This is a genomic window from Methanobacterium alkalithermotolerans, assembly GCF_018141185.1.
GTDB lineage: Archaea > Methanobacteriota > Methanobacteria > Methanobacteriales > Methanobacteriaceae > Methanobacterium_F > Methanobacterium_F alkalithermotolerans.
Window position 1 is genome coordinate 1,817,501 of the sequence record NZ_CP058560.1, and the last position, 21,443, is coordinate 1,838,943.

Annotated in this window: 23 protein-coding genes (1 of these 23 cut by a window edge); 15 read left to right on the plus strand and 8 right to left on the minus strand. The window is 35.4% G+C overall.

Annotation, left to right across the window (positions count from 1 at the left end; translation table 11 throughout):
• The 3 genes in view from HYG87_RS08990 to HYG87_RS09000 are tightly spaced (at most 35 nt apart) and all read right to left on the minus strand, a layout consistent with a single transcriptional unit that may run on beyond the window.
• Positions 1–1,021, minus strand: the 5' portion of a protein-coding gene (locus HYG87_RS08990) for an aminotransferase-like domain-containing protein (RefSeq protein WP_211532834.1). 155 nt of this gene lie to the left of the window's left edge; only the first 1,021 of its 1,176 coding nucleotides appear in the window; the start codon lies at positions 1,019–1,021; the stop codon falls past the left edge of the window.
• A 19-nt stretch (positions 1,022–1,040) separates the two neighbouring features.
• Positions 1,041–2,156: a pyridoxal phosphate-dependent aminotransferase gene (locus tag HYG87_RS08995; protein WP_211532835.1), complete on the minus strand. Its 1,116-nt coding sequence runs from the start codon at positions 2,154–2,156 to the stop codon at positions 1,041–1,043.
• Between the two features lie 35 nt (positions 2,157–2,191).
• Entirely contained in the window at positions 2,192–3,754 is a 1,563-nt protein-coding gene (locus HYG87_RS09000; RefSeq protein ID WP_211532836.1) for a radical SAM protein, read from the minus strand.
• Between the two features lie 324 nt (positions 3,755–4,078).
• Here HYG87_RS09000 and HYG87_RS09005 point away from each other — a divergent pair, with 324 nt between their 5' ends.
• The 4 genes from HYG87_RS09005 to HYG87_RS09020 all read left to right on the plus strand — a co-directional run bounded on the left by HYG87_RS09005 (position 4,079) and on the right by HYG87_RS09020 (position 9,189).
• Positions 4,079–4,564, plus strand: coding sequence for a phosphopantetheine adenylyltransferase (locus HYG87_RS09005; protein WP_211534287.1), 486 nt, complete (start codon positions 4,079–4,081; stop codon positions 4,562–4,564).
• Complete coding sequence (gene yjjX, locus HYG87_RS09010; RefSeq protein WP_211532837.1) at positions 4,561–5,094, plus strand: inosine/xanthosine triphosphatase; 534 nt, start codon at positions 4,561–4,563, stop codon at positions 5,092–5,094. Before HYG87_RS09005 ends, yjjX begins: the two co-directional genes overlap by 4 nt.
• 11 nt (positions 5,095–5,105) lie before the next feature.
• Positions 5,106–6,890 carry a glycosyltransferase family 39 protein gene (locus tag HYG87_RS09015; protein WP_211532838.1) on the plus strand — a complete coding sequence of 595 codons (1,785 nt, stop codon included), beginning with the start codon at positions 5,106–5,108 and terminating at the stop codon, positions 6,888–6,890.
• 76 nt (positions 6,891–6,966) lie between these two features.
• Positions 6,967–9,189 (plus strand): STT3 domain-containing protein, encoded by a 2,223-nt coding sequence (locus HYG87_RS09020; protein ID WP_211532839.1) that lies wholly within the window; start codon positions 6,967–6,969, stop codon positions 9,187–9,189.
• Here the strand turns inward: HYG87_RS09020 and HYG87_RS09025 are convergent.
• Together HYG87_RS09025 and HYG87_RS09030 are read right to left on the minus strand one after the other, a co-directional pair.
• The gene (locus tag HYG87_RS09025; RefSeq protein ID WP_211532840.1) at positions 9,176–9,349 is read right to left on the minus strand and encodes a class III signal peptide-containing protein; all 174 of its coding nucleotides are present in this window, start codon (positions 9,347–9,349) and stop codon (positions 9,176–9,178) included. The genes HYG87_RS09020 and HYG87_RS09025 overlap by 14 nt on opposite strands.
• A 20-nt stretch (positions 9,350–9,369) precedes the next feature.
• On the minus strand, positions 9,370–9,549 hold the full coding sequence (locus HYG87_RS09030) for a Flp family type IVb pilin (protein WP_211532841.1): 180 nt from the start codon (positions 9,547–9,549) through the stop codon (positions 9,370–9,372).
• 181 nt (positions 9,550–9,730) lie between these two features.
• On the opposite strand from HYG87_RS09030, the gene HYG87_RS09035 reads away from it, so the two are divergent.
• Entirely contained in the window at positions 9,731–10,288 is a 558-nt protein-coding gene (locus HYG87_RS09035; RefSeq protein WP_211532842.1) for a hypothetical protein, read from the plus strand.
• Positions 10,289–10,294: 6 nt separating this feature from the next.
• Here the strand turns inward: HYG87_RS09035 and HYG87_RS09040 are convergent, their stop codons facing one another.
• Positions 10,295–10,477 (minus strand): class III signal peptide-containing protein, encoded by a 183-nt coding sequence (locus HYG87_RS09040; RefSeq protein WP_211532843.1) that lies wholly within the window; start codon positions 10,475–10,477, stop codon positions 10,295–10,297.
• 239 nt (positions 10,478–10,716) lie between these two features.
• Between HYG87_RS09040 and HYG87_RS09045 the strand changes: the two genes are divergently transcribed.
• From HYG87_RS09045 to HYG87_RS09065, 5 genes are read left to right on the plus strand one after another with little or no spacing between them, the layout of a single operon-like run.
• Positions 10,717–11,955: a phospholipase D-like domain-containing protein gene (locus HYG87_RS09045; protein WP_211532844.1), complete on the plus strand. Its 1,239-nt coding sequence runs from the start codon at positions 10,717–10,719 to the stop codon at positions 11,953–11,955.
• A complete protein-coding gene (locus tag HYG87_RS09050) occupies positions 11,955–12,653 on the plus strand; it encodes a metal-dependent hydrolase (RefSeq protein WP_211532845.1) in 699 nt (232 codons plus the stop codon). The genes HYG87_RS09045 and HYG87_RS09050 overlap by 1 nt, the downstream gene beginning before the upstream one ends.
• A 45-nt stretch (positions 12,654–12,698) precedes the next feature.
• Positions 12,699–13,319, plus strand: coding sequence for an Era-like GTP-binding protein (locus tag HYG87_RS09055; RefSeq protein WP_211532846.1), 621 nt, complete (start codon positions 12,699–12,701; stop codon positions 13,317–13,319).
• Between the two features lie 19 nt (positions 13,320–13,338).
• Positions 13,339–13,707: a DUF2073 domain-containing protein gene (locus HYG87_RS09060; RefSeq protein ID WP_211532847.1), complete on the plus strand. Its 369-nt coding sequence runs from the start codon at positions 13,339–13,341 to the stop codon at positions 13,705–13,707.
• Positions 13,691–13,999, plus strand: a complete 309-nt coding sequence (locus HYG87_RS09065; RefSeq protein ID WP_211532848.1) for an OapC/ArvC family zinc-ribbon domain-containing protein — start codon at positions 13,691–13,693, stop codon at positions 13,997–13,999. Before HYG87_RS09060 ends, HYG87_RS09065 begins: the two co-directional genes overlap by 17 nt.
• Positions 14,000–14,039: 40 nt before the next feature.
• Here HYG87_RS09065 and rqcH read toward each other — a convergent pair whose 3' ends face one another.
• The gene (gene rqcH / locus HYG87_RS09070) at positions 14,040–16,004 is read right to left on the minus strand and encodes a ribosome rescue protein RqcH (protein ID WP_211532849.1); all 1,965 of its coding nucleotides are present in this window, start codon (positions 16,002–16,004) and stop codon (positions 14,040–14,042) included.
• Positions 16,005–16,228: 224 nt separating this feature from the next.
• Here rqcH and HYG87_RS09075 point away from each other — a divergent pair, with 224 nt between their 5' ends.
• Positions 16,229–16,513, plus strand: coding sequence for an EMC6-like membrane protein (locus tag HYG87_RS09075; protein ID WP_320055109.1), 285 nt, complete (start codon positions 16,229–16,231; stop codon positions 16,511–16,513).
• Positions 16,514–16,584: 71 nt separating this feature from the next.
• Here the strand turns inward: HYG87_RS09075 and HYG87_RS09080 are convergent, their stop codons facing one another.
• On the minus strand, positions 16,585–18,411 hold the full coding sequence (locus tag HYG87_RS09080) for a DUF2070 family protein (protein ID WP_211532850.1): 1,827 nt from the start codon (positions 18,409–18,411) through the stop codon (positions 16,585–16,587).
• 266 nt (positions 18,412–18,677) lie between these two features.
• On the opposite strand from HYG87_RS09080, the gene HYG87_RS09085 reads away from it, so the two are divergent.
• From HYG87_RS09085 to HYG87_RS09100, 4 genes are all read left to right on the plus strand, one after another.
• Positions 18,678–19,268 carry a FumA C-terminus/TtdB family hydratase beta subunit gene (locus HYG87_RS09085; RefSeq protein WP_211532851.1) on the plus strand — a complete coding sequence of 197 codons (591 nt, stop codon included), beginning with the start codon at positions 18,678–18,680 and terminating at the stop codon, positions 19,266–19,268.
• A gap of 13 nt (positions 19,269–19,281) precedes the next feature.
• Complete coding sequence (locus tag HYG87_RS09090; RefSeq protein WP_211532852.1) at positions 19,282–20,058, plus strand: DUF6282 family protein; 777 nt, start codon at positions 19,282–19,284, stop codon at positions 20,056–20,058.
• A 222-nt stretch (positions 20,059–20,280) separates the two neighbouring features.
• Complete coding sequence (locus HYG87_RS09095) at positions 20,281–20,616, plus strand: hypothetical protein (RefSeq protein ID WP_211532853.1); 336 nt, start codon at positions 20,281–20,283, stop codon at positions 20,614–20,616.
• A gap of 252 nt (positions 20,617–20,868) precedes the next feature.
• Positions 20,869–21,438, plus strand: coding sequence for a TIGR00288 family NYN domain-containing protein (locus HYG87_RS09100; RefSeq protein ID WP_249164904.1), 570 nt, complete (start codon positions 20,869–20,871; stop codon positions 21,436–21,438).
• The last annotated feature ends 5 nt before the right edge of the window (positions 21,439–21,443 follow it).

Sequence of the window (21,443 nt, forward strand, 5' to 3'; positions counted from 1 at the left end):
GGGCCAGGTCAAATAATTCCCGGGAAGAAATACCAGAAGGTAGTGTTACCCATAAAAACATACCTCCTTCTGGCCGGGTATAAGTAACTCCTTCTGGAAAGTACTCATCCATTAAAGATAACATGAGCTGGCATTGTTCATAATAACTCTTTTTTATGGTGGATATATGATCTTTTAAATCATTATCCTCCAGGAACTGGCAAACCACCCTCTGGGTAAAATAATTGGAATGTAAATCAGAGGCTTGTTTAGCAATTACCAGTTTTTCCATAATTTCTTCTTCAGCTACTATCCAACCTAAACGCATACCAGGAGAGACAATCTTAGAAAAAGAACCAAATAATATTCCTTCCTCATGGAAGGACTTAATGGGAGGAATATCCGTGCCTCTAAACCTGATATCACCATAGGGATTATCCTCTACCAGTACAGTATCACCTTCAGATAGAAGACCGGCTATTTTTTTCCTTTTTTCCAGGGAATAGCTTATACCGGTGGGGTTCTGGAAATTGGGAATAGCATAGTATAATTTTATTTTATTTTGAAGCAGAATATCTTCCAGATAATCCATATCCGGACCATCATCCTCTAAGGGCACTGACTTAAAAATTGGTTCATATAAACTGAATGATTGTATGGCCGCCAGATAAGTGGGTTTTTCCAGAAGAACCCTATCGTTTTTATCCAGGAACACCTTACCCACCAGATCCAGGCATTGCTGGGAACCATTGGTTATTAAAATTTCATCTGCATCTATTCTCAATCCCTGACTGGCATATCTCCCGGCAATATATTCCCTTAAAGGTAGATGTCCTTCGGTGGTACTGTACTGCAATACTTCTTTACCATACCGGGATAGAACATCATGGGATGCTTTTTTAATTTTCTCAACAGGGAAGCTAACAGGATGAGGTAAACCTCCGGCAAAAGAGATTATTTCTGGACTCTCAGTTACCTTTAATATTTCCCGGACAAAGGAAGGAGGTATATGGGACATCCTATCTGCAAATTTATATTTCATAAAAATCCTTCCTAATATTTCATAATTTTATAGATTCCATACGATCCAGGGCGGTTTCCAGAGCATCATAGGAAGTTGCATAGGAAATACGTATATGATTTTCACCACACTTACCAAAACCTTCCCCGGGAACCACCACCACCTCATTTTCCAGGGCTTTTTTAACAAATTCAGAAGAATTACCCACTTCCGGGAAAATATAAAATGCTCCCTCAGGTTGTCTGCAAGGCCAACCCATCTCATTTAACCGGGATACCACCATATCTCTTCTTCTTTTAAATTCACCTACCATTTCTGCCACGCAGTCTTGAGGCCCTTCTAATGCAGCTAGAGCGCCTTTTTGAGAGATGGAACTGGCACAGGCCGTGTTATATTGATGTACTTTCAGCAATTCTTCAATTATTTCTTCCCGGGCAGCAGCATAGCCCACCCGGAAACCAGTCATGGCATAGGTCTTAGAAAAACCATTGATGGTTATGGCCTTATCTGAAAATTCAGCCGGGGAATGCTGCTCTTTTTCATAGATTATTTTTTCATATATCTCATCTGATATGATGAATATGCCCTTATCCTGGGTAAGCTCGGCTATGGCCTTAACATCCTCTTTTTTCATAACACTTCCGGTAGGGTTAGAAGGGGAATTAAGAATCAAAGCCTTGGTTTTAGGGGTAATCCTTTTTTCAACATCTTCCACCGTCATCTGGAAATTATTTTCTTTTTTAAGAGGTACGGGAATAGTTTTCCCTTCAGAAAGCTTAATACAGGCATCATAAGATAAAAATCCAGGATCTGGAATAAGAACCTCATCACCCCGGTCTACCAGGCCTTGAGTACACATGTAAATGGCTTCACTGGCCCCTACTGTTACAATAACTTCTTCAGGACTAGCCTGAATGTTATTATCTCTCTTTAATTTGTGAGATATGGCTTCTCGTAATTCAATAATTCCTTTATTGGAGGTGTAATGGGTAAATCCCTCCTCCAGGGCATCCACCACCGCTTTTCTTATATGGAGTGGAGTGTCAAAATCAGGTTCTCCAATACCTAAATTTATAGCATCAGGACTTGCTATTTCAAACATTTTACGTATCTGGGATAATTCTATTGATTTTACTCGATTAGCAGGATTTATCATTTAATTCACCTAATTTTTATAATAATTAATCACTTTTATTTACATAATGATTTAGATGATGAACAATTATAACAGGCTGTTTCTTCACACCAGGGAGTTATTTCTCCTTCTTTCATTTTATCATATTCTTCTTTTAAGAAATCTGCTCTTAAACCCACATCAATATTCTTCCATGGCAATTCCAAACCAAAGTCTCTTCTAGTTGAATAAGCTAACCAGTCCCGGAAGGATAACTGATTTTTATATGATTTTTCAATTAAATCTGCCACTTCTAAACCTCCAGTTGAAAGCACATACTGGATTAGACCGGAACGGGGACTATCCACCTTAAGGGGATAACCCTTAAGCTGGGATTTGATATAGTTCAAACGGGACTTTATTTCTTTTACATCATAACCTTCCCACTGTAAAGGGGTGTGGGGTTTGGGAATAAGAGGGTTAACACTAAAACGTATAGCATTCTTACGGGGAGAGAGCTTTAAAAGGTCCTTCATCATAGTAACCAGCTCTTTTGTATCCTCATAAGTTTCAAAAGGTGAACCTGATAAAAAATACATTTTAATATTCATACCCATATGCAAAGCTTTTTTAAGGACTTTTATAGTTTTCTCATCACTCACTGGTTTATTTAAACTTTTTCTAACTTTCCACACTGATTCCGGGGCCAGGGTTATGGTTTTAAGGCCACTTTGTTGTAAGGATTCTAGAGTACCTGATGTTATAGATTCAATCCTTAAAGAAGGGGTCCCTACTTTAAAACCTCGCTCTAAAAGACCAGCACATAGCTCATCTATACGGGTGTAATCAGAAACTGCAGCACCAATTAAAGCTATTTTTTGAAGTCCGGTGGCATCATAGCCTTTTTCTGCAATTTTAAATAATTTATTTAAAGATGCTTCCCGGCGGGGACGGTATAAATATCCGGCCATGCAGAAACGACACCCCCGGGTACAACCCCGGGAAACCCCAAGTAAAAAAGAGGATCCCAGAGCCGGTATTAAATTTTTATCATCAGTTTCCGGGACCACCTGGTAAATGGGGTGGCAGGCCTGGTCCATATCCTTTACCAAAGCTTTTTGCACCGGATTATCTGGAACATACACTCCTTTAATATCTTTAAAAGCATCAATTTCTCCCTTAGGATCATCCAGTTCCAGATAGGTATCTATTAACTCATCCATGATTACTTCTGCCTCTCCCACAATAAACAAATCCACAAAAGGGGATAAGGGCAGGGGATTGGCGGTGGCACAGGGCCCTCCGGCAATAACTAAAGGATGATTATGGTCACGGTCTTTTTTCCGATAAGGAACACCACCTTTTTCCAGCATCTCCAGAAGATGGAAGTAATCCTGTTCATATTGCAGGGAAAAACCAATCATATCAAAGTTTTTAAGGGGGGTGGATGATTCCAGGCTGCGATAGTAAGGGTAAACCACCCTTTCACACCATACATCCTCCCGGGAGTTAAGAAAATGATAAATAATATGAAAACCCAGTGAAGACATGGCAGTACGATATAAATTAGGATAGCATGATGCAAAACGTAAATCTACCTGGCGGGGATTTTTCAACACAACGTGGTGTTCTTTTAACATAATTTATAATTTTATTTAAACTATTATCAACATATCGTTTTTAGATAAACTAAGAATCTAAGATTTAAGTGAAAAAATTAATCAGCTATTTGATGTTATAGATGGTTTAATTGGAATATAACTGGTAATCATGGTTAATGATGTGGCAGGGGTATAGATGGTTTAATGGGAATATAACTGGTGATCATGGTTAATGATGTGACAGGTATAATTAGTGGAGAAATACTTATTTCTGCTAAAATAAGTATAATTAAAAGATAATAATCATTAAATATTGTTAATTCAATTTTTGAAATTGTATTATACAAATAAAAGGTCCATATGATGGCTTCAAAAAAATATAAAAAGGTGGCAGTTGGGGGAACCTTTGATAAGTTCCACCAGGGTCACCGCTCCCTCCTGGAAGAAGCATTTAGAATTGGGGATGAAATAATTATTGGGGTTACTTCTGATGAGTTCGGAGGTAAAAAAGGGGATGTGGAATCCTGTGATACCCGGATGTCTAATTTAAATGAGTTTTTATCCACCATCTACCCCCAAAAATTCCATATAAAAAGACTGGAGGATCCCTTTGGAACCACCATCCATGAAGCAGATTTTGAGGCCATTGTGGTAAGTCAGGAAACCGAACCCACCGCAGTTAAGATAAATGAGATTAGAACCAAAAAAGGCATGGATCCTATGGATATAGTGGTCATAGAAACAGTGTTTGCCGAGGATGGTAGGCCCATATCTTCTACCCGTATACGAAAAGGAGAGATAGATCGCAAAGGACACATTTTAAAGAAACTAAGGAGTGTGTTTAAGTGAAGGTGATAGTTGGTTCTAAAAATCCAGTTAAATCCCGGGCAGTGGAAAATATTCTAAAAAAAATCTATCCCGAACAAGAAGTGGAAGTACTATCTCGGGAAGTGGACTCAGGAGTACCAGATCAACCCCTGGGCCAGGATGAAACCATCCAGGGAGCAGTTAATAGGGCTAAAAATGCCTATAGTGAAGAATTTGATTTAAGTGTAGGTATTGAATCTGGTCTGGTGCCGGTTAAAGAAACTATCACTGGTTATGTTGATATGCAATGGTGTGCTATCTATGATGGGGAAAAAGTTACTTTAGGGGTAAGTGCTGGTTTTGAATATCCTCCCCATGTGGTGGAGGAAGTTTTAAAGGGTAGAGAGGTAGGTCATATAATGGATGAGCTTACCGGGGTGGATAATCTGGGTAAAAAAAGAGGGGCGGTTAGTTTTTTGACTGATGGTTTGCTGGATCGGGTGGGTAATAGTGAGCAGTGTGTGTTGATGGCTATGGTGCCCTGGATGAATTCGGATCTTTATAAAATTTAAGGTGTGATTTATTGAAAAATAACATAAAAGGATTAAAGGACTACTTAAAGAAGGATAATTACTTTATATCTTATTTATTAACTCTACTATTAATCACTGTTATTATCACTTACTATAAAATCCAGGTTCAAATGACCATGGGGCCCATGTGGGATGCCTTTGATTTTCTGGCCAATGCAAAATACTTTGCCGGCCAGGGTTTTGGTTATATTGATCCAGCCAGACCACCTTTTTTATCATTCCTAACCTCTCTTTTATTTAGAGCAGGATTTGAATCAGAAATAGCTATTTTTATAGTGGATGGTATCTTATTTATTCTGGGAGTTATAGGACTTTATCTTTTCTTTAATTTACGTTTTAAACCATTATTGAGTTTCATAGGATCTCTATTTTATGTTTCCTTTCCAGTTGTATTATTATGGGTTGGGGCTGGTTATACCGATGTTGCCAGTGCATCTTTGTCCATTTGGGCACTTTATTTTACGGTGCTGGCAGTTAAAAGAAATAGTAAATTTTTTTACATATCTTTCCCAGTTTTTACATTAGCATTTTTAACCAGATACCCTTCAGCCATCTTAATATTCCCTATTGCTTTTTATGTATTGATAAACGACTCTCTAAAAAATAATTTAAAAGATATTATCATGGGAATAATTGCATCAATTCCCTTATTAATCCCGGCACTCATATTCTATTATAATAACTTTGGAAATCCTATAACTCCCCTCTTGGGGTTCTATTCAGCTACAACTGCTCAAACTGCAGGGCCCAGATTCGCCTACAACCCTGAAATATGGTACTATTTTAAAAATTCCCTTTACTCCTTAATTAACCTTGATTTTTTAAATAGCCCTTACTGGATTGTAATGATTATTTTCGCAGTTATAGCTGTTTTAATGGGCTACATGATTATTTTAGGAACTTATATTAATATTAGACAATTTTTAATATCCCGAAAAGAACGCTTAAACTTAAAAAACATTAAAAATAGGAAAATTTTATTCTTAGCTTGTTTTTTAGTATTATTTTTAATTAGTTTTAATAAGGTAAATTATTTAGTATCTATTTCAATTTTTTCAATAAGTAGTTATATTTTATATCTAATATTAAGAAGTGATGATTTAGAGAATCTGGATTTAGACATGCTTTTTTTACTCTGGCTAGCTTCTTATCTTATTTTTCATAGTGTATATTCTGTAAAAGTTATTAGATATTTTATTCCCATGGCCCCTGCTATTTCCTATTTTATTCTGATGGGTTTGAGTGGGTTTACTGAAAATACAAAGATTAAAATAAGGAATATTAGTATAAAAAATGGAATATATATTCTACTTGTATTTGCACTTTTAATTTCAAGTATTCAATTTGTGTATCAATTAGAACATGATCCTATAGCTAACGGCCAAAACTTTAGTTTAAATATTTCGGATAACGGGCAAAGAGAATTCATTATCCTCAACAATGATTATAGCGGCGAGCTATATCATGAGATATATAATACTCATAATGAATTAAAAATGATTAGTAGCTGGCTAGAAAATCATGATCCAGATTATAAAAATAAGATTATCTGCACAGACTATTTCTGGCCACACCTTAGATGGTACTTTAAAAAAAATATTTATGCTATAAATGTATTTGATAAAGAAAGAGATGGTGAAATAAATGATATTTTAATTGATAATGAAGTTGATTATTTTATAAGCTTAGCTTCTAACCAAAAATTAAATGACTATGAAATAATTGCTTCTTTTAAAACTAGATGGAGCAATATAATCATCTTTAAAAAAAAATAAATCTAATTTAATCATAACGTTATAATTTTAAATCTGCTATTGATAAATTTAGATAATCAAATAGGCTTTTAATAATATGTCAAAAAAAAAATTAATAATTACATTAACTTCTATTTTTTTAATAGTTTCCATAGCCTTATTTTTCAGAATAGAATCGGTTAATTTACCTGGAGTTGGAGCACAAAATCAGGAATTTTACAGGGATTTTGAAGGCAAACCCTATATGTATGAACTGGATTCATACTACAACTACCGCTTAACCAGAAATTATATTGAAAATGGACATCTTGGAGATAAAATAATTAATGGCCAGGAATGGGATTCTTATTCATATTCTCCACCAGGAGTACCAATGGATTATCCTCCGATGTTGATTTATATAACGGCATATATATATCATTTTATAAATTATTTTGTAACCATACCTCTACTTAATGTTGCTTTTTGGCTACCCTTACTAATTTCACCGTTAGCTGGAATTGCAGTTTATTTTTTTGTTAAGAGATTTTCAAATAATACAGCAGGAATAGTGGCAGGTATTTTAACTGTTATCACTCCTTTTTATTTGCTGAGAACAATCCCCGGCTGGTTTGATACAGACATGTTCAATGTTTTATTTCCGGTTTTGGTAGTTTGGTGTTTCATAGAAGCTCTTCAAGCGGATAATATTAAAAAAAAGGCATTTTATGCTTCCATATCCTCTATTTTAATGCTATTTTTCTCTATGGCCTGGAACGGATGGCAATATATTTTTTATATTATCATTTTCTTTACATTATTTTATATCATATGGGGTCTTATTAATGGTAAAAACGTTAAGGAATACTTATTTGTACTCTGCATATTTGCCGGAGGATCATTACTCTTAATATTAATATTTTTTGGCATTATAGAATTTTTAAAACCTTTTTATGGGCTTTTAGAACTTTTCAATTTGGTAGGTACTAATCCCTGGAGCCCCTGGCCAGATCTTTATATTATGGTTTCTGAATTACAAAGACCGTCTATTGGGGAAATAATATCTGAATTAGGTCTTGTTTTACCAATGGGTATAATGGGAATATTTCTTACATTTAGAATTTTAACAAATAATCAAATGAAAAAAATTTATTTAGGAAAAATGAGATGGTCTATATATTCTTTATTAGTTATATGGACGTTATTGGGATTCATATCTCTTTTAAAAGGAGCTAGATTCATACTGCTACTAATTCCTCCCCTTTCCATTCTGGCAGGAATCGCGGTGGGGATTTTATTTGATTATCTGAATAATATTTTTAAAAATAATAAAATTAGAAAAATTGCATATTGTATATTAATTATTTTTATACTGTCTCCCCAACTTATAATGGCAAATGAAAGCTTAAACTACGCCTTACCCATGTCCAATGATGATATTTGGAATTCTGCCCAATGGATTAGAAATAATACTTCTAATGATACTTTAATAATTTCTGATTGGAGTTATGGGCACTTTTTTAGTGCCATAGCGGAGCGTCCAGTAGCTTTTGATGGGCGTTCTGCCTATGTAGAAACGATACCTACCAGACAATTTTATGACTCAGATCTTACTTTTGATGAGAAAATACCCAATACTTCTAGGGAATACTGGATTAGCAGGGCTTTTTCAACCAGTAATGAAACTCTATCTGCTGGAATATTCCGCATGTTAGCAAATAGAGGAGATAGTGCCTATTTAACATTGGATGAGTATACTCATAACACTACTAAAACCGTGTTAATACTTAACGAGATTTTAGGAATAGATAAAGCATTAGCTTCTGAAGTTTTGATTAATAAATATAACTTAACTGAGAAACAATCAGTGGAAATATTAAAGTTTACCCATCCTGATAAGCTAAGGCCTTTTATAGTTTTAACCTATGATCGGATGATTAATACAGGATATTGGAATTTTTATTTTGGAAACTGGGATTTTGAAGAGGAAAAAGGAGGCAATTATACTTACTCGGTGGGAAATTTTGATTCTGATAATCCGGTTATAAATTCAACCAATGAAGTAATATTCGATTTGGAAAAGGGTGATATGACCTGGGAGAATCAGGAACCCTATTGTGTTATAGAAATAAAACAGGAAAATATAAAACGGAGATATGTAAATTCAAAAAGCAATTTTTGCATAGTTATTTTATGGGATGATGAAAAAACAGTGGTCATGGATAAGAAATTTGAAAATTCATTATTTACAAAATTAGTACTTCAAAAAGAAAATACTGAAAACTTTGAAACTATATATAAAAATAAAAAAGTAGTATTGTGGAAAGTTACATCTTATTAATAGTTGAATCGCGAGCAGTATCAATAACACTACTTATGTTGCCGGCAACGGATTGAGATATGTCAAACACGTATGATCCTGCAACCAATACTATTACCAATATTGCACCAATAAGTAGCACCATTTCGGCACTAATTTGCGCTTTTTCATCTATTAACATTATAACTTCCACTTATTAAATTATCCTTCTCGTGCTACATTAGTTCGGACTTCAGCAATATCTTGATCTGTGTTGAAATCTTGTCCAGTGAAGTAGGTCTGGTAGATAATTAAAGCAGCTATAGCAATAACAATCACACCACCGAATAATAGAATATATTCTGCTGCACCTTGTCCACTTTCATCTTTTAAAAAGTTCATGCGCCAACACCTCCATATGTTGTGTAATTAGTATCTTGTTGCATCTAATATATAAATTTATCAATGTCTTAATTAAACACAACCCAACACCAATCATTTAACTTAAATAAACTCACAAAGCCATTAATATTTATATTAGTTATTGTGAATATAATCACATAAAATAATAAAGGAATTAAAAATGCCTAGAAAATATGAAGTCCATCATGTGATAATCCAATCACTGGAAGAAAAAGATCTATCCAGGGTTGATTTATTAAAGCAGGTAAGAAAAAAATCAGGCCTGACTGTTTCAGATAAAACCTTAAATGAAGCATTAATGAGGCTTTTAAGGGATAATAAGATTACTGTTACCGGATATGATATTGGGATATATGAGGGAATATCAAGGGTCCAGTCTATGAAATCTGATGGGATAATATTCAGTAAAGTTAATACCGATCCAATTGAAATAGGAATCTTTCTAAAAAAATTAGAATCAGATAACCTGGAAGAGGCAAAAAAGGCCTTACATAAATTGAAAATTCTTTTTAGAATTAAGATGACTAAACTTAAAGGAATAGAAAATTCAAGTTCTGATAAATTCGATGAAATATTTACCAAAATTTTACGTTATATAAATACTCAGGATTTAAATCAAAAAAGAATAATTACCCAGAGATTGGCCTGGGCATTAAGTGATGAAAAAGATTCGCAAGAGATCTTAAAACAACTCTTGGCTGCTTTAAGGATTAATTAAATTTTATTAACTACGTTCTCTTGCTACATTAGTCCTTACAGTACCTAAATCATCATCTACAAATTCGGGACTGCCACTAAAATAATTTTGGTATATAATCAAGGCCGCAATTGCAATCACTATAACTCCACCAAATAATAAAATATATTCAGCGGCCCCCTGTCCGTTCTCATCCATTAAAATATCCATATATTTTCCTCCTAACATCAAATAATAATTATTTCATCATACTTTTATATACACTTTTCTAATAAAAAAAATTTATTTAAAAAAAAACTTCCTCCATAAGCAATATCCCTACCCAATAGTTTATTATTCAGAATATCAAATAAATAATCATTTATATTAATATGATGTTTTTATTGGGGGAGATTAAACATCTAATACTTATAAGGAGAATATTATATGATTGAAATGGGAGGCATCAGATGATATATTTAATAATTACTTTTGCAGGGTTAATCTTATTATTTGCCGGGCTTTATGCCATGTCTTTCGGATTTTCCACACCACCGAATTTTTTATTATTTTTTGCAGGTCTTTGTAGTTTTGTAATTGGGGTTATGCTGATTATATTGTTTGGTACACAGATAGACATGGCTGCTTTAAAATCTTCTAAAACTAAAACCAGGGTAGCTCCTTCTAAAGATAGAAGTAAAATGAGAAAACCACCCACCACGGTTAAGAAGATAATGGAAGAGAAAAAACCAGTACCTAAACCAGTAAAACCAGTAAAAAAAGCACAGGTAGTTAAAAAGGATGCCCCTAAAATCAAACCAGTAAAAGCCGAAGAAAAACCAACTAAATCCCCTCGTAAATTCTTGCGAATGCCCGGCCGGGGTAAAAAGAAAGCAGATTCTAAAGCCGTTGATGAAAAAGCCAAAGGAATAAAAGAAAAAGCAGTGCCTCCTGAAAAAAAAGAACTTAAAACTCCTAAAAGAGTACCTCGCAGGGCCCCTAAAGCTCCAGTAAAAGATAAAACAGATGAAGCTCCAGCAAAAGATAAATCACAAGCCGAATCTCCTGAAAAAGCAAAAAAAGAGACCAAAAAACCGGAACTTAAAACCATTAAACCAGTTAAAAAAATGGATAAAAATGACACTCACTATGTTAAAAACCGGCTGGATAAACTGAAAAAAGATTACATAGAAAATGTGGATGATGTGGAAGAATTGATTGAAGAAAGGTTGGATTCATTCAGAGGTGCTTTAAATCAAATCAGGTCGGAATCTAAAGCCCCCAGTATTATCTGGTCTTTTGATGCTGCTGATGTTCAGGATGCCATGAAAGAAACCATTATAAGTGCTGAAAAAAAAGTTATAATGATGTATCCCTGGATTAGAAATATAGATGTGGGTATTCTTAAAAAATTCATGGATACCAATAGCCGTATGATTATTCAGGAAGCCAGCCTGGATGATGATGCCGCAGTGGAGTTAATTAAAGTACTTCTGGATAATGATGTTCAGATTAAAACCATGCCTCATGTACATACGGTGGCGGTGGTTTCTGATGATAATCATGGTTTAATCATATCTACCGATCCTATCTATGAGAGCTTTGAAGTGGGTGTAATCTATAAGGATGAAAAATCCATTTCCGAGATTGAAAAATTATTTGAAGAAGCATGGGGACTTTCTAAAGATATAGAACTGGAGGCTAGCTAGTGGAAATACGATGGTTTGGTCACTCGGCATTTGAAATTGTCAGTGAAGAAAATCTAAAGATCCTTATTGATCCATTTATCAGTAACAATCCTTCCTGTCAGGTGGCGGTGGAGGATATAGGGGCAGATGTAATCCTGCTAACCCATGGTCATGCCGATCACTTTGGGGATGCTATGGAAATAGCCGACCGGAATAATGCCCTTTTAATTGCCAATCATGAGTTATCCATATTCCTAGCCCAGCAGGGTTTTGAAACCTTAGGTATGAATACCGGAGGATCTTGTATGGTTCAAAATGTTAAAATTACCATGGTTGATGCCCAGCACTCCTCAGATATTGACTTCATGGAAGAAGTGGCCCCAGGAGGCAGTGCCGCAGGTTTTATAATCCAGCTGGAAAATGGTTACCGTATTTACCATGCCGGGGACACCGGATTATTTGGGGATATGAAGCAGGTTATAGGGGAAATATTTAAACCAGATATGGCTATTTTACCTATGGGGGACCGGTTTACCATGGACCCGGAGGCAGCTTCTATTGCGGCTCAATGGATTTACCCTCAAAAGGTTATTCCCATGCATTATAATACTTTTCCCATTATACAGCAGGACCCGGATCATTTCGTAGAACTTGTTAAATCTAAAAGCCCGGAAATTGATGTGGTTATCTTAAAACCGGGCCAAACTTATCAGGAATAATATCGATGATAATAATTAATCTATTTACACTAAAAGAGTGATAAAATGCGTGAATTTTTCATGAGATTTTTAAATAAACTACTTAGAAGGGATGAAAAATTAAAAATTGGGCTTTATGGCCATCCTAATTCTGGAAAAACCACTCTTGCTAATACCATGTCTCAGGACTGGCTGGGAAAGCCTATTGGACTGGTTTCCAACATTCCTCACGAAACCCGTAGTGTTTACAGACAGGAAAGGGTTTCTATTAAACAGGACGGGGTGGAACTGGACTTTGATATAATTGATACCCCTGGAATTGCCACCAAGGTGGATTATAAAAACTTCCTGGAATTTGGATTATCCGAAGATGAAGCAAAAGAAAGAGCAAAAGAAGCGACTAAAGGGATAATCGAGGCTATTAAATGGTTGGATGATGTTACTGGAGTTTTACTGGTTATGGATGCCACCCGTGATCCATTAACTCAGGCCAATATTACCATTATCGGGAATTTAGAAGCTAGAAAAATTCCATTTGTAATAGTGGCCAATAAAATAGATATGGAGGAATCAAATCCAGATAGAATCATATCTGTATTTCCGCAACATACGGTGGTGCCTATTTCTGCTTTACATGGAGAGAATACTGGCGAATTATACATGTCCATGGTTAGAAAATTTAAATAATATTGGCGGGGTTGTAAAAATGGAAGGATTAAAAATGGATTTTCTATCATCTGATGCTCTTGAATCCCTCAGCAGCATGGAAAAGATTTCCATGATAGTCGATAGGGTTAAAGAGGGAGATTTGCTGGTAATTGAAGGCGGATTATCTCCAGCAGAAGAAGCAGAATTGATAGAAACCACTATGCGGGAAATTGATATTGAGCAATTTGTGGGAATTGATATATTCACCCTGGAAAAGGATGAAAGATCTTTTTTTGGGTTTTCTAAGAAAAGAAAAGTAGGCTTAACTATCATTGGTCCGGCCAATGTAATGAAAGCTGTTAAAAAGAAATCTAACTTCTTATCTATGATAGCAGAAATTGGTGATTCTGGTGCATCAGTGCATTAATTGTGGTGCTAAATTAAAAGCAACAGAAGAAATTCTTAAAGGCTGCCCCCAATGTGGTAGCAAATATTTCAAATACTCCAGCAAAGGAAAAAAAGAAAAAATAGAAGAAGTTAAAGGGGAATCCATTGAAACCATAATGGTAAAACAGCATGGAATCTATGAAGTGAATCTAAGTTCGCTTATGGAAGATGATTCCATAATAGTTTCTGATCAGGAAGGAAAATATGTGATTGATATCAATTTCCTTTTAAATAAAAAGATCAAAGACAAAAAGAAATCCAGGGAAATATAAACCTGGATTCTTGAACATTCTTTTTAAATTTTAATTCCAGCTATTTTTTTAAGGTAACAATATCACACTTACCGGAAGGCAATACCTGGATAACATCTTCCAGCTTGAAATTCCTGTTTTCATCTATTTTATTTAGTATCTCCTTGGCCACTGCTTCTTTTTTACCATAACCTGGTTTCAGGATAACATAATTATCTGTATACTTTTTAACCGCACTCACCGGCCCGGCCATTATCCGTTTTCCCTGATAATCCACCACCCCTACTGCCACCATTAAGGCAGCGCCCCGGATATAATTTCTACTTCCTCTAATTATAAAGGCACCTTTGGCTACGAATTCTCCGGATTGAGGTGTTTTTGATACTTGATCTGGTTTAACCCAGTAAACATCCTGTGAACCAAATCCTTTACTCCAGGCACTGGAAAAAGAAGCCGCAAATTCACCAGCTTCTTGGAGTGTTTCTTGGGAAATTTCCTCCTGATTTTTTTTGATTACCACTGAAGGGGCGCCATGGATATCACTGTGCAGGTAAATATCATTGTTTTCCAGGTGTTTTTTCACCACGATTTCATTGGTGTGGGCATCCCGCCCCCCAATAACCAGATTACCATCAGAACTTAAAAACCAGCGTAGTTTCTCAAACCATTTTAACTCTTTTTTAACTCTCTTTTGGGGGACCATGATGTTTTCTAAAGCCAGGTCTTTTTTCTTTTCCACTTTATCCAGTTTTTCCTTAGTTTTTTCTATGGCAATTAGAACTCCTTTTATCTTCCTTTTGGCCTTTTTAGCCTTTTCATAATAAATTTCAGCATTTTCCGGGATACTCTTTAAGGGGTCAATCATAACCTTCTCTTTTTCAATATTAAGGACCATAGCCCCCATTTTATCCATGGATTCCACTACCTGGGCTTCCTGGAGGCCTTTTTTCTTTCCTTCTTTTAGTATTTTCCTTATCTCTGCCCAGGAATACTTATTTCTTGCTTCTAAAATCACATTAACTAACTTTTCCAGGAGAGCATAATGGGCATAGATAAGATCCCCTTTTATGGTGGAGTTTTCTATGGTTTTTTCAAACTTTTCCAGGGTTTCTTCCTGGATTCTTAAACGTTTGGCATATTTATTAACCTTACCGGCCCATAATTCTTCCTGCACTCCCTTTATCTCTTTTCGTACTTTAGTGGAGAAAAACTCATCAGAGGCTTCATTGTAGGTATCAAAGTATGTTTTAGTAGTATTCTCATAAATTTCCAGCTCCAAAGGTAGCACATCTTCTTTATCACCTGAAACTATATGGGGCTTGAAATCATGATTTATTAAAGGTTCAAATAAGTTTAATATGGTTTCATAGAGAGTATCTAACTCTGATTTGGATATTTCAGCTGCAGTTATATTTTTATCCAATTTGCTGCGCTCTATTATTTCCTCGGCATATATACCTCCCAGACCATTTCGGGCCAGGGTACGTATCAGGTCACTATCTGATTTGGAAAACATTTCTCTTAATTGGGTTTTTTCCAGTTTTAAAGGGTTAATTCCTCTATCTGGAGGGAATTTATACTCTTCCCGGGATGAAATTTGCCTATCGCTCCATAATTTTCGTTTTAATGGAAGTATGATGTTATTATCTTTGTTAAGGAGTATTATGTTTCCTTTTGCAAATAATTCTACAATGAGAGTGTATTCTTCTTCTTTTGAGATTTTTATTTCCACTACCCGGTCGAAGTTGTGTTGTTTGACCTGGTTCACCATCCCTCCTTTTATATATTTTCGGAGCATCATGGGAAAGTTGGGAGGTAATTTAGGATTTTCCATAGGGTACTGGGAAGTATGCATACGGACACCTGCCTGAAACACTACATCAACTCTTCCTTTACCTTTAACATGAAAACGAATAATAATGGTGTCCTTGGTAGGTTGATAAGCTTTATCTACTCTGGAACCAACCAGTAAATCATTAAGTTCGTGGCATACAGCATAAATATCTACATTGGACATTTTTTTCATTTTAACACCAGGGTGAGATTTATTTTAATTTAAGATAATTTTATATTACAGGAATTTAATAGGAAATTAAATTTTAAAATAATATAGAAATATTTTCAGTTATCATAACTGATTATCCGGATAGCACCGGAGTTAAGGATGATAAGTATATTTATTAAACCTTAACTATTAATAATGTTGACAACTGGTAAATAAGTATAGAAATTTAATTTTATGGAGGAATAATGATGGATGTTGATGCTAAAATGGCAGGTATTCATGTTGTTGGGGCTATAATAGCCGCATTTGTATCTTTCACCATATCCAATGGATCAATTGCAGCATTAGGGAATAATCAAGCTCTTGGAACTTTGGCAGGTCTGGTAATATTAATAATTGTAGGAAACCTATCTGAAAGAATATTAGGTAAAGAAGCAGTAGGTGGATTTAAGGGTTGGCTATGGAGCGGTATTGTGCCCTTCATGTTCATCTGGTTTGTGGCATGGTCCATGCTACTTAACCTGACATAATTTTTTTTTATTTTTAAGATTTTATTTTCAAACTAAATTTCTTTTTTTTTAAAAAAATAAGGTTTAAAAACCTATAGGGTTAAAAGAAAAGTCCATACAAAGACGAATATCAGTGCCAGAATAAATACCAGTGGGGCGAATATCCTGCTTACAGCTACAATGGAACTGATAGTAGCTACAAGTTCGGTGGCATTGGTAGGCCCTAAAGTTTTCAAATTTTCTATTTTACTTAATTTACAACCTGCCTGAACAACTTCCAGATCTTCAACTGCTTTTTGGGTAGATTCAACTATTTTATTTATTATCTCATCTGCCTTTTTATTACCCACCGGATTATGTCCTCCGGCTAAGGTATTCACAGAATGAGTATCGGTGGTCATTACTTCCACCTGATCTATACCCTGGGACTTTACAGCATCTATGATCTTCTCCCTGAATCCAATAATCATGTTATTTGAGTCTAATAAAATATAGGCCATTTTTTGCCCGTTAACTTCTATCACCATAACTTTAACTCCGCTTTCACCTATTCCTTCTACCCGGGATAGGTTAACCAGAGGATCATGACTGCATCCCACCTGTATAGATCCATACTGATCCAGACATTCAATTTTTTCAACAGCTCCCATTAAATGGAAAACTTCCTTATTACCGGGAAGTACACGGCCGGATTCACCTTTAAAGCAGTTATGGCAATCAACAAGTATTATATTTTCAGCAGAACACCTATTTTTGGCCAGGTTTATCATGGCCAGCCCCACTCCAAAATCAATATCATCAAAGCCCTCTGGAGCAAAGGTGGCCATTAAAAGTAAATCATCACCAAAAAATTGAGCCCCTAATTTTGCTTTTTTGTTACCTAACCTTACAAATGTACTGGCTTTATCTGAATAAGAAATATCATCCAGGGAGCTTTTTATAGCATCCTCCACTTTCACTATTTCATTGGTGGATACCGGATTGAAGTCATGGGTGGAGGGCCCATGGGCTACCATGGTGAAATGATCAAACTTTTCCGCCAGTATGGTGGGCATATTGGAACCACCGATACTCCCAATAGGTCCGGGATGAACACAGGGACTAATAAAAAGAGCCTTAATGCCTTTTTTTGTTTTAAAACTCACTACTCCTACTAAGGTATCTATAGGTTCTCCTATTTCTTCAAAAAGCCCTTCCAATGCAGTAGAACCTTCAGTGATATGGGAAATAAATAAGCTTAATAATTCCAATCCACCCAGTCCCAGATTTTTACGCATAGGTGATTCAATTACCACTACAAAAGAATAAATTGCTAAAATGAGTATGGAACTGGCAATGATGATTTTTAATAAAAAGGCCAGCACACTGATGTAGCCTATAGCTGCAACCACGGTGGTGGATACAAATAATACCACAATCAACATACTGATTATTAGGCCGGGCTGGGCTGAGGCTATTAATACGGAATTAAGAAGACTAATATTGGAAGTACCCCATATGACCAGGGTCCTGAAAGCGAAAATTAATGCAAAACCAAATATCAAGGAATCCAGTATAACATTAATTTCAAAAATGGTGGAAACTGCACAGCCTATTAAATAAATAATGGAGATTATGCCCATGGAAAATAAGGCTAAAAACATGGATTGTTTCATCTTCATTTTTCTTCCATTAAGGGAGTTTACCCAGGGCTGGGTAATAGCCCCACTCATAATGGATCCCAATCCAAAAATCAAAAAACCAGCAGAGCCACCATAGATTATATCCTGCAGTAAGCTAACCCCCGGGGTGGGATCAATTGAAAATCCAATAGAACCTACGATGAAACTTAAAAAAACCATTGTAAATAATGAAATTTTTGTTTGGGGCAGACTGAGCATGTATTTACTCAGGCCCATTACATTATTCATACTAGACATATCATACCTCTTATAATCACGATTTATCAGTGAAACAATAATAATATAAAAACATATTCCTATTTTTTATTGAGCAAAGTACTATATTAAGTGATGCTGTTTTAGTATATTTTAAATAAATTATAATGCAATTAAGATTATCTTATTATAATTATAGTGCCTTTATTTGGAATATCATCTTTTAGGTCAAGTTAGGGGATTATCTTATTATAACTACTGTTAACTTGTTATCCCCCTCTATAATAATAAAATCAGGTGATGGAATCATGGAATTTAAACTTAAAACACCTCTTAAAGCAGAAGACATAGGAAAATTAAATACCGGGGATGTGGTATACATTTCTGGAACTATTTACACCGCCAGGGACAGGGCCCATCAAAGAATTATCCAGGAAGGCGCCCCTCATGATTTAGAAGGCTCGGTAATATTTCATGCAGGCCCTATTATAAAAATTGAGAAAAATAAAAATTCTACTGATTCCCTAAAAGTTACAGATGCTGAAATGGTAGCGGTTGGTCCCACCACCAGTACCCGGATGAATCCTTTTCAACGGGAAACAGTTGAAAGAGGGGTTTTAGCCGTTATTGGCAAGGGAGGGATGGATGATGATACTTCCCAGGCCCTGGTTGAAAATAATGCAGTTTACCTGGCGGCAGTAGGGGGCTGCGCTGCTCTTTATGTTAAAACGGTTAAATCCATTAAAAATGTCCATTGGTTAGATCTGGGAGTACCTGAGGCTATATGGGAATTGGAAGTGGATAATTTCGGTCCGCTGGTAGTGGCCATGGATTCTAAAGGTTCTAATTTATATAAAAAAGTTGAAAATAATATTAAATCCAGAAATAAATCAAATTAAGGGATAATATATAATGGAAAAAGATTTGATCAGGTTGGATAATTATATTGATACCCATGTCCACACCGCCCCGGATATAAAACCCCGTATATGCTCTGATCGGGAAGCAGCCACCACTGCCCGGAATGAAAATATGGCCGGATTGGTTATCAAGTGCCATGTGGAATCTACAGCCACCCGGGCATGGATAGCACAAAAATATTCTAATATTCCGGTTATAGGAGGCATATGTCTTAATTCCAGTGTAGGGGGTATTAATCCCTCGGCAGTTAAAATCTGTGCCCAGTTAGGGGGCAAAATAGTATGGTTACCCACCATCTCTGCTGGAGAAATACCACTTGATAGTGATAAATTGGAAGAAATACTGGCCCTGGTGCGAGATTATGACCTGGTACTCTCCACAGGCCACCTGGGGGTGGAAAATATTTTCAGAGTACTGGATCTGGCCCATAGCTGGAATTTAAAACGCATCCTTATTAATCATCCCCTAACCGGTGTTATTGGTGCCACCATAGATGAACAAAAAGAAATGTCCGGTTATGGATATTTAGAACATTGTTTTGTGGCCTGCATGCCCCAGCATGATGGGCTGGAACCTCAAAAAATAGCCCGGGCTATACAGGAGGTGGGAGCTCAAAAGTGCATCATGGCCACTGATTTTGGCCAGACACATAATGATATTCCGGTGCAGGGTTTTAAACAATTTATTCAGGCAATGCTAAATGAGGGAATTACAAAAAAACAGATTGATACCATGTGCCGGGATAATCCCTGTAACTTACTTTTTTAGCATATATACCAAAAACCCCTGATAAATCTTCATTTATATCTAGATAGATGGATCAAAATTATGAAGTAATTATGGATAATTTAAAATTAAAAAAAACCGGACCTGATCTTTTTTTACCCTGATAATTAAACTTATAACATTACTGATAGATAATAATAAATACCAAAGAACTTGAAAAAAAACATTTTACTGTAATTGATAATTTTCTAATAAAGTGATATTATGAGTGATAAACAAGCACAAAAAGCTGAAAAGGAACTCAAGGCCCGTATGAGATTATTTAAAAAACTCTTGAAAGATGAAAAAGAGAAAATTAAATTCTATGATGGTATTTGTGGTTCAGAAATTTTAGTTCGTTTAGAGTTATTCTTACCATCAGATAATCCTGATAAATTTGTGGATGGAATAATACTGTATATGAATGATTCCGGTAAGATAGTTGATGCTGAATACTACTTTAAAGAATTAGAAGAAGGTGCCATCACCCGAATTTCTGATGAAGATTTAAAAGTAGTGCAGGAACTATTCCAGGATGAATTTTCACTGGAAATAGAGTAATTAATAATCACCAGGGATTATTTATTTAACATCTCTTTTTTTTATTTTTTAATTTTTAGCTTTATCTTCACTTATTATCTTATTATTTTAAGGAGAGTAATGTGTTTGGGGGATGTGGACCTTTTTTTAAAGTTATATAACCTGCAAAAAAATCTTAACTATATATCCCATGAGATACATAACTTTTATGGTTATTTACAATCTTTATTCATCTTTTATCTATTTAAGATAAAATAAATGGAGGACATAAAAATGCGCAGCTTTGAAAAACTCACTTCATTGAAGGACTATATACCTTTAAAGAAGAAAGAGGCAGGCGATAAAGCTATTGGACTGTTAGTAGACGGACCCAACATGCTTAGAAAAGAATTTAGCCTTAATTTAGATTTAGTTAGAAAAATAATGGCGGATTATGGTAATATGCGTGTTGGGAAAGTACTTCTTAACCAATATGCATCAGATAAGCTTATAGAAGCAATAGTAAACCAGGGATTCACACCTATTGTAGTGGCAGGAGACACTGATGTTTACATGGCCGTGGAGGCTATGGAATTAATTTATAATCCTAGTATTGATGTTGTTGCCCTGATGACTCGTGATGCTGACTTTTTACCAATTATTAATAAGGCCAAAGAAAATGGAAAGGATACCATTGTTATTGGAGCAGAACCGGGATTTAGTGCTGCTTTACAAAACTCTGCTGATGAAGCTATTATTCTAAAATCAGAACCTAATAAAAATAGAAATCCCCATCCTTCTCCTGATAATAATTCTAATAATCATAAAAATGAGGATAAATCTGATTTCCTTAATCAAGAATAATTTAT

Coding starts and splice junctions, on each gene's coding strand:
- HYG87_RS08995 (WP_211532835.1), bottom strand. CDS start 2,156: ATGATAAATCCTGCTAATCGAGTAAAATCAATAGAATTATCCCAGATA.
- HYG87_RS09000 (WP_211532836.1), bottom strand. CDS start 3,754: ATGTTAAAAGAACACCACGTTGTGTTGAAAAATCCCCGCCAGGTAGAT.
- HYG87_RS09005 (WP_211534287.1), top strand. CDS start 4,079: ATGGCTTCAAAAAAATATAAAAAGGTGGCAGTTGGGGGAACCTTTGAT.
- HYG87_RS09020 (WP_211532839.1), top strand. CDS start 6,967: ATGTCAAAAAAAAAATTAATAATTACATTAACTTCTATTTTTTTAATA.
- HYG87_RS09025 (WP_211532840.1), bottom strand. CDS start 9,349: ATGTTAATAGATGAAAAAGCGCAAATTAGTGCCGAAATGGTGCTACTT.
- HYG87_RS09030 (WP_211532841.1), bottom strand. CDS start 9,549: ATGAACTTTTTAAAAGATGAAAGTGGACAAGGTGCAGCAGAATATATT.
- HYG87_RS09035 (WP_211532842.1), top strand. CDS start 9,731: ATGCCTAGAAAATATGAAGTCCATCATGTGATAATCCAATCACTGGAA.
- HYG87_RS09040 (WP_211532843.1), bottom strand. CDS start 10,477: ATGGATATTTTAATGGATGAGAACGGACAGGGGGCCGCTGAATATATT.
- HYG87_RS09045 (WP_211532844.1), top strand. CDS start 10,717: ATGATATATTTAATAATTACTTTTGCAGGGTTAATCTTATTATTTGCC.
- HYG87_RS09055 (WP_211532846.1), top strand. CDS start 12,699: ATGCGTGAATTTTTCATGAGATTTTTAAATAAACTACTTAGAAGGGAT.
- HYG87_RS09060 (WP_211532847.1), top strand. CDS start 13,339: ATGGAAGGATTAAAAATGGATTTTCTATCATCTGATGCTCTTGAATCC.
- rqcH (WP_211532849.1), bottom strand. CDS start 16,004: ATGAAAAAAATGTCCAATGTAGATATTTATGCTGTATGCCACGAACTT.
- HYG87_RS09075 (WP_320055109.1), top strand. CDS start 16,229: ATGATGGATGTTGATGCTAAAATGGCAGGTATTCATGTTGTTGGGGCT.
- HYG87_RS09080 (WP_211532850.1), bottom strand. CDS start 18,411: ATGTCTAGTATGAATAATGTAATGGGCCTGAGTAAATACATGCTCAGT.
- HYG87_RS09085 (WP_211532851.1), top strand. CDS start 18,678: ATGGAATTTAAACTTAAAACACCTCTTAAAGCAGAAGACATAGGAAAA.
- HYG87_RS09090 (WP_211532852.1), top strand. CDS start 19,282: ATGGAAAAAGATTTGATCAGGTTGGATAATTATATTGATACCCATGTC.
- HYG87_RS09095 (WP_211532853.1), top strand. CDS start 20,281: ATGAGTGATAAACAAGCACAAAAAGCTGAAAAGGAACTCAAGGCCCGT.
- HYG87_RS09100 (WP_249164904.1), top strand. CDS start 20,869: ATGCGCAGCTTTGAAAAACTCACTTCATTGAAGGACTATATACCTTTA.